12 protein-coding genes are annotated in these 11,143 nt (G+C 59.7%); 4 read left to right on the forward strand and 8 right to left on the reverse strand.

Annotation, left to right across the window (positions count from 1 at the left end; genetic code table 11):
- Window positions 1-25: 25 nt before the first annotated feature.
- Window positions 26-1,279, forward strand: coding sequence for a DNA polymerase IV (locus BUA42_RS19070; RefSeq protein WP_072779939.1), 1,254 nt, complete (start codon window positions 26-28; stop codon window positions 1,277-1,279).
- A 19-nt stretch (window positions 1,280-1,298) separates the two neighbouring features.
- Here the strand turns inward: BUA42_RS19070 and BUA42_RS19075 are convergent, their stop codons facing one another.
- Genes BUA42_RS19075 through BUA42_RS19100 form a run of 6 tightly spaced genes read right to left on the reverse strand, consistent with a single transcriptional unit; the run spans window position 1,299 to window position 6,261 of the window.
- Entirely contained in the window at window positions 1,299-1,616 is a 318-nt protein-coding gene (locus BUA42_RS19075) for a DUF3775 domain-containing protein (RefSeq protein ID WP_072779940.1), read from the reverse strand.
- A 60-nt stretch (window positions 1,617-1,676) separates the two neighbouring features.
- On the reverse strand, window positions 1,677-2,408 hold the full coding sequence (locus BUA42_RS19080; RefSeq protein ID WP_072779941.1) for an SDR family NAD(P)-dependent oxidoreductase: 732 nt from the start codon (window positions 2,406-2,408) through the stop codon (window positions 1,677-1,679).
- Window positions 2,405-2,971: a DUF3833 family protein gene (locus BUA42_RS19085; protein WP_072779942.1), complete on the reverse strand. Its 567-nt coding sequence runs from the start codon at window positions 2,969-2,971 to the stop codon at window positions 2,405-2,407. Before BUA42_RS19085 ends, BUA42_RS19080 begins: the two co-directional genes overlap by 4 nt.
- A gap of 4 nt (window positions 2,972-2,975) precedes the next feature.
- On the reverse strand, window positions 2,976-4,208 hold the full coding sequence (locus BUA42_RS19090; RefSeq protein ID WP_072779943.1) for an MFS transporter: 1,233 nt from the start codon (window positions 4,206-4,208) through the stop codon (window positions 2,976-2,978).
- A complete protein-coding gene (locus BUA42_RS19095) occupies window positions 4,208-4,966 on the reverse strand; it encodes a DUF1365 domain-containing protein (protein ID WP_143152754.1) in 759 nt (252 codons plus the stop codon). The genes BUA42_RS19090 and BUA42_RS19095 overlap by 1 nt, the downstream gene beginning before the upstream one ends.
- Window positions 4,963-6,261 carry an NAD(P)/FAD-dependent oxidoreductase gene (locus BUA42_RS19100; protein ID WP_072779945.1) on the reverse strand — a complete coding sequence of 433 codons (1,299 nt, stop codon included), beginning with the start codon at window positions 6,259-6,261 and terminating at the stop codon, window positions 4,963-4,965. The genes BUA42_RS19095 and BUA42_RS19100 overlap by 4 nt, the downstream gene beginning before the upstream one ends.
- 115 nt (window positions 6,262-6,376) lie before the next feature.
- Here BUA42_RS19100 and BUA42_RS19105 point away from each other — a divergent pair, with 115 nt between their 5' ends.
- The 3 genes from BUA42_RS19105 (at window position 6,377) to BUA42_RS19115 (ending at window position 7,944) form a co-directional block, all read left to right on the forward strand.
- Window positions 6,377-7,033: a sigma-70 family RNA polymerase sigma factor gene (locus BUA42_RS19105; protein ID WP_084066311.1), complete on the forward strand. Its 657-nt coding sequence runs from the start codon at window positions 6,377-6,379 to the stop codon at window positions 7,031-7,033.
- 8 nt (window positions 7,034-7,041) lie between these two features.
- The gene (locus BUA42_RS19110) at window positions 7,042-7,695 is read left to right on the forward strand and encodes a ChrR family anti-sigma-E factor (protein WP_178346937.1); all 654 of its coding nucleotides are present in this window, start codon (window positions 7,042-7,044) and stop codon (window positions 7,693-7,695) included.
- Between the two features lie 66 nt (window positions 7,696-7,761).
- Window positions 7,762-7,944, forward strand: a complete 183-nt coding sequence (locus tag BUA42_RS19115) for a DUF3955 domain-containing protein (protein WP_178346938.1) — start codon at window positions 7,762-7,764, stop codon at window positions 7,942-7,944.
- Window positions 7,945-8,044: 100 nt separating this feature from the next.
- Here the strand turns inward: BUA42_RS19115 and lpdA are convergent, their stop codons facing one another.
- Window positions 8,045-9,838 (reverse strand): dihydrolipoyl dehydrogenase, encoded by a 1,794-nt coding sequence (gene lpdA, locus BUA42_RS19120; protein WP_072779948.1) that lies wholly within the window; start codon window positions 9,836-9,838, stop codon window positions 8,045-8,047.
- 13 nt (window positions 9,839-9,851) lie between these two features.
- Entirely contained in the window at window positions 9,852-11,141 is a 1,290-nt protein-coding gene (gene aceF / locus BUA42_RS19125) for a dihydrolipoyllysine-residue acetyltransferase (protein WP_072779949.1), read from the reverse strand.
- Between the last annotated feature and the right edge of the window lie 2 nt (window positions 11,142-11,143).

An 11,143-nucleotide genomic window follows, 5' to 3' on the forward strand; every position in this document is an offset into this window, starting at 1 on the left:
CGCACCCGACCGGAACGCCAACACCATGCCTGCCGTTTGCCGCGATTGCCTTACCGAATTCGACACCGGACCCCGCTGCCCGTCCTGCCGGAGCCCGCGCATTATCGCGCATGATGAGCTTTACGATCTGACCATCGCGCATATGGATTGCGATGCGTTCTATGCGTCCGTCGAAAAGCGCGACAATCCAGAGCTTGCAGACAAACCCGTCATCATCGGCGGTGGTCGGCGCGGGGTCGTGTCCACCGCCTGCTACGTTGCACGCATTCGCGGTGTCCGGTCGGCAATGCCCATGTTCCAGGCGCTCAAGCTCTGCCCGGACGCGGTGATCATCAAACCACGCTTTGACGCCTATGTCGCCGCATCCAAGGCCATCCGCGCGATGATGGACGAATTAACCCCCATCGTCGAACCCCTGTCACTCGACGAGGCGTTCATGGACCTCACCGGCACCGCTCGCCTGCACGGCCATCCGCCAGCGGTGATGCTGGCGCGGCTGGTGAAGCGGATGCGCGAAGAACTCGGTCTGACCGGCTCAATCGGGCTCAGCCACAACAAGTTCCTCGCCAAGATCGCCTCCGACCTCGACAAACCGCGTGGATTCTCGGTGATCGGCAAGGCCGAAACCGAGGCCTTCCTGCGCCCCAAACCAGTGCGCCTGATCTGGGGTGTCGGCCTCGCCACTCAGGAGGCCTTGGAAAAAGCGGGCATTCGCACATTCGAAGACCTTCATCGCTGGGACAAAGAGGATCTGACCGCCCGCTTCGGCGGGATGGGAGAACGTCTTTGGTACCTCGCACGTGGACAAGATCATCGACGCGTTTCGGCCAACGCACCGATGAAATCCATCTCGAACGAAACAACCTTCCACGAAGATACCAACGACCCCGACTTGCTGGACGGCCATCTCTGGCGGATGTGCGAAAAAGTGGCTGACCGTGCGAAAGCCAAGGGGATGGCGGGGCGCGTTGTCACTCTCAAACTCAAACGGTCGAACTTTGCGCTGGTGACCAAGCGCACCTCGCTGACTGATCCCACCCAGATCGCGGACCGCATCTACCGCATCGCGCGCGGGCTCTTCGATCAAGTCGGAGATAAGGGCCCATACAGGCTCTTGGGTGCAGGCATCAGCGATCTCAGCCCCGCAGACGGAGCTGACCTGTCGGGCGATCTTCTTGATCCTCAGGGCGTGAAGCGGGCACAGGCGGAACGGGCGACGGACGCCATTCGGGACCGGTTTGGACCCGACGCCATCCTGAAGGGTCGCGCCCTACGCTAAGGTGCGGCCGTTACCACATTCACATCAACTGGTTTTCCTCGTCGGTCGCCGAGATACCCAAAGCCTCAAGCCCCGCTTCCAGATGGTCGGCCAGATGAGGCGTACCAATCAGGTAGTCTGCAGTCGGCGTCGTCGCTTCGCGCATGGCTGTCGCGTAGGCTTCGTCCCAGTCATCGACCTCGAACGCGCCTCGTCCGATCCACATGATGGTGACCAGCGCGGCTTGCTCTTCCTCGTCCATCCGGTCGATGAAGGCCCGCATCTCGCCCTCCGCGCGCTCAAGCTCGCGCGCCATCACAATAACTGCGGCGACCTTCCTGACGCTGATCTGTTCCATGCCGACTCTCCCTTCCGGTTTCGCTCAGAATGAAAGGATTACCGCGGGTCGGCTTTGATCTTAAGCAAATAAACGATAGTAAAGCCAATCCGGCAGGAATTGACTGCCGCGGAACACCCAGGAAAACACGGTTGGAAAGCTGCGCTTGAAGCTGTCGGTGTTCATATGTTCGAAAAACTCGCGCGCCGCTTCGTCGGGTTCCATGATAAACGGCATGCTGAAATCATTCTTGTCGGTGAGGCGCGTTTTCACGAAGCCCGGGTTCACCAACTGCACCTTCACGTTGCTTTTATGCAAATCGGCATAAAGCGACTCGGCAAGTGTCATGACGCCCGCCTTGGACGACGTGTAAGCCGCCGCGTTGGGCAAGCCACGGAACCCGGACAGAGAGCCCGTCAGAACAATATGCCCGGCGTCCCGTTCCACGAACTTCGGAACGACGACGCCCATCAAACGCATGGCACCTGTGAAATTGATGTCGGCCATTGCGACGGCTTGATCCGCATCCCACTCTTTTGCGCCGAACGGCCAGTAGACGCCCGCGATCTGGATGACGCCGTCGATGTCCCCTATCGAGTCAGCAGCCTCTTTGACCGAGTCCATGTCCGACACATCAACGGTCACCACATCGGCGCGGCCGGGCAATTGGTCGGCCAGTTCCTTGAGCTTGTCTTCACTTCGCGCAGAGAGGATCAGATGCACCCCTGCCGCACTCATCTTTTTCGCAAGCGCTTGTCCCAGGCCTTCACTCGCCCCGACCAACCAATACCGTTTTCCAGCCCAATCGCTCACGCAGCTTCCTTCCGTCGCATCGTGGCCACCAACTCGGCCACCTTGATTCCGTATTTACGGAACTGGCTGCGGTTCACGATGGTTCCGTTCGGTGCCAGATACATCCAATCGGTGGTATCCAGCACATGCCCGCCCTGCGCCTCGGGGAGCTTGAACTTGTATTTCAACTTAACGGTCGGGCCGCTTTGCATGCCTTCGCCTTCGCCGACCACGTCTGAGGCCGTCGCGCGAATGCGACCGTCATTACCCACCGTGAGGTTCCACTCGCGCAAGGCCTCTTCGCCGTTGTCGTAGACGAACCGTTCCCTCATGACGCCCTTGTTGCCGGTCCATTCCGCTTGGAAGTCGCCAACAAAGCGCGACGTCACGCGACCGGTCGGTCCATAGATGACCCCTTCACAGACAATCGGCCCGTTAAGATGCGACCGCAGGTCAAACACCTCGCCCTGCGCATCGGCGTAATCGGTCGGATTTTGGCTGATGAAGCCGAAATACCGGCTTTTCAGGTAGCCGAGGATGAGCATGATGCTCGCCCCTAGAAAGACGAGAAAGACAGTCTCCATGACGTCACTCCTTCCCTAGTGGTGTTGCGACCAGCAAAGCGATCGCCACCAGTTTCAACGCGCAGGGAACTCCTGCGTAGAGCAGTGTCAGTGTCCAAAGAGCGGTTTCAGAATTGTCGGTCCCCGAGACAAAACCGCTTGCCTCGAGGATCGGAAGTAGCGCAATCGCCGCAAAGGCCAGCGTGAACTTCGACACGAAGCCCCAAAGCGCAAATCCTTCTGTCGCGTTCGGCGCCACCGTTTCCATCCGCCGCGCGAAAATCGCAGGCAGAAGCGTCAGATCGGCGCCCACCGCCGCGCCGGAGGCAAGGCAGATCACAGCAAAGAACAGCGTGTCGCCACTGCCGAGAAAAAGCGCGAAACTGAACGCGATGATGGCCAGAACCATCGCGGCCAGCAGCGCCTGCTTCGCGCCGATCCTTTCGGCGAGCGTTCCCCAAACGGGCGCCGCTGCTGCAGCAGATACGAAAAACAAGAGAAGAAGCGGACCTTCCCAACCCGGCGCATCCAGACGGCTTTCGACAAAGAACAGAAACAGTGTCGAACTCACCGCCACTGGCGCGGCATTCACCAATGCAATCAGCAAAAGCCTGCGCGAGACACCGTCCTTCAAGACCGGCCCGAACCCCGCCGACAACGTCGTCGCGCGGCCGCGCCATTCGTTCTGCATCGCCAGTCCAGCCAGCACACAGGCCAAAGCGAAAACGATGGCGTAAGCGGTGAACTCAGGCCACGCCAGTGCAAGAAAGATCGATGGCATCACGGACGCGACGCAGACACCCAGAAGGGCCCCGGTCTCACGCCACCGCGCCAATCGGATGTGGCCGGTGCCGCTGCCCAGCGCTTCAGCCTTCTGCACTCCGCGCGCATAGAAATTGATGGTGAGGAAACTGAACGCGGAAAACACCAGCGTCAGCATGACGGCAAACCACAAAACGGGATTGGTCGGCGGATCGATGGCGAACAACCCGAACATCGCCACCGCCATGATCGCAAGCGCCAGCGCGATCGCAAGTCCCTGAAACCGGCGCACGGCGACGGCAAGTTTCCCCAACAGCGGGTCCTGCACCACGTCAAGCAAGCGCAACCCGAACAAGACGGTCCCGAGGGCAGCAAGGCTCACGCCGTATTCGTCGACATAGAATTTCGGCGCGTGAATATAGATCGGCAAACCGGCTGCCGCGAGGACAGCCGCAAAGACGGCGTAGCCGCCGAGGTTCTGCCGAACGGCCTGCATTATTGGCTCACTTCTTCCATCGGCGGCTCCGGCCGCGTACGATAGCGCGACCCCTTCCACCAGAGTTTCAGCGCCTGCCAATGGATCAGCGCCAGAACGCGCCGCGACCCCAGCGGTCGACGCAGAAGCGACCGCAAAATCGACCCGTTGCTGATGGCCTTGCGCGGTCCCGTGAGTGTGGCAATCAAACCGCCCGAGGTCTGGCTGTAATCAATCCAGATCCCGATCTTGTCCGGCCGGATATCGAAGCGGAACTCGTACCCACCTTCGACCGGTTGGAACGGCGAAACGTAGAAAATCTTCGTCGCGGTCAGCCGGTCGGACGGTGAAATCGGCGATCCGTCAGACTTGCGGCAGAGATAAGAATGACGGTCCCCAAACGTGTTCGTCACCTCTGCTATCACTGCGACGAGATTGTCGTGCGCGTCATGCGCCAGCCAGAAGGACACCGGGTTGAACACATGGCCCAGAACCCTCGGTTGCGCGAGCAGCATCAACCGCCCCTTCGCCCGTACCTGATGCGCCTCCAGAACCTCACGCGCCCAAGTCGCGCCTCGGCCCTGCCCCGGCGCGCCACCGTGATCGACGTCGTAAAGGCTCGTCAGATTGCGCCCGTTGCGCGAGAAGAACCACGGCGTCTGCGGCTCTTCCTCAGCGTCCAGCATCACGTAGTCGATAGAGTAGCGAAACGCATTGTCGTTGCTCCCCTTGCGACCGTGATAGGTGTGGCCGACGATATGATCGACGGTATTCATCACTCGGCCGCCACCGCAACCGCGCTGCGCGCGCGGATTGCTTCGACCACGTCAACCGCGCTCGACAGCCCGTCTTCGTGGAAGCCATTCTTCATCCACGCCCCGCAGAACCACGTGCGATGCGTCCCGTTCATATCGCGCACGGTTTCCTGCGCCGCCAATGCCTCAAGGTCATAGACCGGGTGACGCAAGGTGCATTCGTCGTAGATCAGCTCCTCGCGAATGGGTCGCGTCGTGTTCAGCGTCACGAAATGTGGATCGCTCTCCGGGATCGGTTGCAGCGAATTCATCCAGTAGGTGAGATCAATCGTGTTCATCTCTTTCTGCGCCGTCTCGGTGTAGTTCCACGACGACCAGCAAAGGCGCTTCTTCGGCATGATGTTCGGGTCTGCATGCAGGACCACGCGGTTCGGCTGATACGTGATCGCGCCCAGCGCCTTTTGCTCAAGCGGCGTCGCATCCGACAGCAATCGCAGCGTGTCGTCGGAATGCGTGGCGAAGACCACCTCGTCGAACCGCTCCCACTCAGCGCCCTTGGCTTTGACCTCCGCCCCCATCACATCGCGGCGGACACCGTCAGTTGGCGCGCCAAGGCGCAGGGTCGTACCGCGCGCCCGCAAGGATGCCTCAAGCCGCTTCACGTATTCGATGGACCCACCTTGCACCGTGTACCACTGGTGCTGGCCCGAGTAGGACAAAAGCGCGTGGTTCTCCATGAATTGCACCAGCGCATGCGCCGGGAAGTCCATGACCTTCTCGGTCGGTGTCGACCAGATCGCGCCGGTCAGCGGCAACAAGTAATAGTCGCGGAACCACGGTCCGGTACCAAGTTGCGCCAGAAAATCGCCAAGGCTGAGGTTCCGGTCGCGCGTCGCGTCCATCGCGTGCTTGTTGAAATGCGTGATGTCGCGCAGCATCCGCAGAAATCGCGGGTTCAGCGCATTCTTGCGCTGTGCAAAGATGGAATTCAGCGTCGCAAGCGCGTATTCGATCCGCCCACCATCAAGGCTCGCACCAAAGCTCATGTTGCTTTTGGTCACCGGCACGTCGAGCGCTTTGAAGAGCCGCGCGAGATGCGGGTAATTGGCGTAGTTGTAAACGATAAAGCCTGTATCGACCGGCTGGTCCCCGTTTTTGCCCGCCATGATGGTCCGCGCATGACCACCCAGACGCGGCTCTGCCTCGAACAGGGTGACGTCATTGTCGGCCGCCAACATATGTGCGGCTCCCATCCCGGAAATCCCTGCGCCAATGACGGCAATTTTCTTGGATGCGCTGGCGCGGGCTTCAAAGGGCATAATGATCTCGCTGTGATTGGTGTCTAGTTTGGTTTACGGCCCGAGTTCCAAACCGGATGCAAAAAGAAAATCTTTTTTCTTTGATCCAACGGGACCGCTGAGGCGTAACTTACACATGTTGATGTCGACAACCCCTTCTACGGAGTGCGACCCCAAGCCCGTTGTCAGCGGCATGGAAATGCGCGATTCCAGCGTGAGGGATGTTGGCGGACTAAAGATTTTGAGTAACGGAACGCAATCACAGATTGCCGAATGGGTCGATGAGCTCGTTCGGGTCCGCGACCAGCGCGACGAAGCGGCCTTTATCAGGGTGTTTCAGCATTTCGGTCCGCGGGTGAAAGCGTTCCTCATGCGGACGGGTATGGATGCTGCACTCGCCGAAGAGTGCGCCCAGGAGGTGCTCGTCACGGTTTGGAACAAGGCGCATCTCTACGATGCGAGCCGGGCAAGTCCTTCGACTTGGATCTTTACGATCGCCCGCAACAAGAAAATCGACGTGCTGCGCAAGCAGAAGCGTCCCGAACCCGAAGACTTGCCGTGGGGGCCCGAAGCGGAACCCGATCAGGCCGATGTCCTTGGGTTGCAACAGGAGAGCGAACAACTGGGTCGTGCACTACGCGACCTGCCCGAGAAACAGAGGGAACTGATCGAAAAGGCCTATTTCGGAGATCTCTCGCACAGCGAAATCGCCGAACAGACCGGTCTGCCGCTCGGCACGATCAAATCCCGTATCAGACTGGCGCTTGATCGACTGCGCCATTCATTGAAGTGACGGACACCATGACTGTAAAACACCACCTGACGGATGATCTGTTGATGGCCTACTCGGTTGGCGATCTTCCCGAGGCTGTAAACCTGATCGTCGCGACGCATATCTCGCTCTGCGATGAATGTCGCGCCGCGCTCGAAGCGTATGAAGCACTGGGAGGCGCCGTGCTTGACACGTGCGACAGCGTCGCACTGTCCGAGACGAGCCTGACCTCTGTGCTGGACATGATCCACACACAGGACAATGCCATCGTCGTGAATGATCGGTCTGCGCCTGCCAAAGATAGCGTTTTGCCCACCCCGCTCGCCGATTATGTCGACGGCGGTCTGGAAAACGTGAAGTGGCGGTCGGTCGGCATGGGTGTGAAGCAAGCTGTGTTGAACACATCTTCCGAGGCCAGCGCGCGGCTGCTTTACATCCCTGCCGGCACGGCCATTCCCGACCATGGGCACAAGGGCATGGAACTGACCCTCGTTCTACAGGGCGCGTTTCAGGACGAAGACGGATACTTCGGCCGCGGCGATATCGAGATCGCCAGCGAAGATGTGCATCACACACCGGTAGCGGACATCTCCGAAGACTGCATTTGCCTGGCAGTGACCGATGCGCCTTTGAAGTTCAAAGGGCTGGTACCGCGCATCGCGCAGCCATTCCTTGGCATATAAAACACGGAAGCCGTCGCACGTGCGACGGCTCTATTGTGTCCGATGACCCCGAAACCGATCCTCAAAATGGCTCTCGGATTCACCGTGCTGGCCGTTGTCTGCGGCACGCTCGAGGTGCTCTTCTTTGGTGGTCGTTTGGATGAAAACGGCGTGGTGCAGGAAAGTCTGTTCCTACCGCTCAGTTTCATCTTCGCCGCCATGGCGATCACCGCCGTGGTTTTCGCGATCCTCCGGGTCTTCCTGAAATAACCGCAAAACCATTCTCTGTTTTACAAATACCTTCGGGGGGTTTGGGGGGCAGACAGCCCCCCAAAATTCACATCATGCGTCCCGCAGGGACACATTCCGATCACGACGCCTTTTTCTTCTTCGGCGGCATCAGGTCGGTGATCGTCCCTTCGAACATTTCGGCGGCAAAGTTCACCGTCTCCGACAACGTCGGGTGCGGGTGGATCGTGTGGCCCAAATCCACCGCATCGGCCCCCATCTCAATCGCCAGCGCCACTTCCGAAATCAGATCCCCGGCATTCGTGCCGACGATACAGGCCCCGATCACGCGGTCGTCTTCTGGGTCGAAGAGGAGCTTCGTGATCCCCTCACTGCGCCCGTTCGACAAGGACCGGCCAGATGCGGCCCACGGGAAGACACCCTTCTCGTACTTGATGCCCTTGGCCTTCGCCTCGGTTTCGGTCAGTCCACACCACGCCACTTCCGGATCGGTATAGGCCACCGAAGGGATCAAATGCGCGTCGAAGAACCGCTTCTCACCCGCACACACCTCTGCCGCGACCTTACCCTCATGCACCGCCTTATGCGCCAGCATCGGCTGACCCACGACGTCGCCGATGGCAAAGATGTGCGAAACACCGGTGCGCTGCTGGTTGTCGACCGCGATAAACCCGCGCTCGTCAACGGCGACTCCGGCTTTCTCTGCATCGATCAGCTTACCATTCGGCTTACGCCCAACGGCGACCAGAACCTTGTCGAAGGTGTCGGTAAAGGTCTCGCCCTTGTCGTCCTCGAAGGTCACCTTGAGGCCTTTCTTCTGGGCCTCGACATCCGTCACCTTGGTCTTGAGGAAGATATTCTCGTAGCGACCTTTGATCCGGTTGTGCAGCGGTTTGACAATGTCCTTGTCCGCGCCCGGAATGATCTGGTCCATCAGCTCGACCACAGTGATCTTGGATCCCAGCGCATCGTACACACAGGCCATTTCCAGACCGATAATGCCCCCGCCAAGGATGAGCATCTTCTTCGGAATGTCCTTAAGCTCCAACGCCCCGGTTGAATCAATCACCCGCTCGTCGTCATGCGGAATGAAGGGCAACTGCACCGGCTCGGACCCGGCGGCGATGATGCACTGGTCGAAGCTGACGGTTTTGGTGCCGTCATCCGTCTCGACCTCGATCATGTTCGGACCGGTGAACTTGCCGTAGCCCTGAACGGTCGTCACCTTGCGGCCTTTCGCCAGACCGCCCAAACCGCCGGTCAACTGGCCAATCACGTCATCCTTAAACTTGCGCAATTCGTCCAAATCGATCTTCGGCTTACCAAAGCTGATCCCGTGCGAGGACATTTCCTCTGCCTCGGTGATCACCTTCGCCACATGCAAAAGCGCCTTCGACGGGATGCAACCAACGTTCAGACATACACCGCCAAGCTGGGCGTATTTCTCGATCAGGACCGTTTTCTTGCCCAGATCCGCCGCGCGGAACGCTGCTGTGTAGCCGCCGGGGCCAGAGCCCAGAACGACCACCTCGGCGTGAATGTCCCCCTCGCCGGAAGCAGTGCCCGTCGCCTCGACCGATTGCGGCTTGTCTGCCTGCGGTTCCGATCCGCGACCGCCATAGCCGCCCTTGACCTCGCCACCCTGACCGACCGCGTCTTTCGCCTTGGTCGCGCCATCCTCGGCATCGGCGCCTTCCAGCACCATGATCACGGTGCCTTCGGAAACCTTGTCGCCTTCGCTGACCATGATCTCTGTGATCTTGCCTGCGGCGGGCGAGGGCACTTCCATCGTGGCCTTGTCGGACTCCAACTCGATCAGCGGGTCTTCTTCGCTGATCTCGTCGCCAACGCTGACCAGAACAGAAACCACCGGAACGTCCGTGAAATCCCCGATATCGGGTACCTTGATATCCATCAGATCGCCCCCCTTACCACATCAACTTGCGCATATCGCCAAGCAGCGTCTTGAGCGTCACGCAGAAGCGCGCGGCCAAGGCACCGTCGACGGCACGGTGGTCGTAGGACAGGCTGAGGGGCTGCATCAGGCGCGGCACGAATTCCTCACCATTCCAGACCGGGGCCATCTTCGACCGCGTCAGGCCAAGGATCGCAACCTCGGGCGCATTCACGATGGGGGTAAAGCTAGTGCCGCCGATGCCACCGAGCGACGAAATGGTGAAGGTCGCGCCCTGCATATCACCGGATTTCAATTCGCCCGCGCGGGCCTTGCCGGATAGCTCACCAAGCTCTTTGGAAATCTCCACCAGACCCTTGCGATCGGCGTCTTTGATGACCGGAACCATCAGACCGTTCGGCGTGTCAGCCGCAAAGCCGATGTTGTAGAAATCCTTCTTGATCAGCTTGTCACCATCTGGATGGATCGACGAATTGAACTCCCAATGCTCTTTCAGAGCCGACACGGACGCCTTGATGACGAAGGACAAAAGCGTCACGCGATAGCCGTCTTCCTTGGCCATCGTGTCCATTTCCTTGCGGTATTTGTCGAGCTCGGTGATGTCCGCCTCGTCATTATGCGTGACATGCGGAATGTTCAGCCAGGACCGGTGCAGCGCCGGACCCGAGATCTTCTTGATCCGGGACATCTCGACTTCTTCAATCGGCCCGAACTTTGAGAAATCGACCGCCGGGATGGGCGGAATTCCCATGCCGCCCTGCGCAGCGCCACCAGAGGCTGCCGCCGGAACGGTCTGCGCCTTGAGCGCCTTTTCCACGTCCTCACGCAGAATGCGGCCCTTGCGGCCAGACCCATTCACCTTGGCAAGGTCCACCTCGACCCGGCGCGCATAGGCACGAACCGAAGGCGAGGCGTGGACTTTGCCGAACCCAGCATCCGTCTTGGCTGGTGCGGCTGCGGGCGTGTCGGCTTGCTTCGGCGGCTCGCTGGACTCGGTCTTCACCGGCTCCGACTTGGTGTCGGACTTCGCGTCATCCTTTTTCGCATCGCTCGACGTGTCGCCCGATCCCTCACCTTCGACGATAAGAACAACGGACCCTTCCGAAACCTTGTCCCCTTCGCTCACCTTGATCTCTTTCACCACACCGGCGGCCGAACTTGGCACTTCCATCGTCGCCTTGTCGGACTCGAGTTCGATGATCGGGTCTTCCTCGGCAATCGTGTCGCCCACGCTGACCAGAACGCTGATCACGGGCACGTCTGTGAAATCGCCGATATCCGGCACTTTTACTTCTGAAGTCATGT

Origin of the sequence: Marivita hallyeonensis, from assembly GCF_900129875.1 — a bacterium.
Taxonomy (GTDB): Bacteria; Pseudomonadota; Alphaproteobacteria; order Rhodobacterales; family Rhodobacteraceae; genus Marivita; species Marivita hallyeonensis.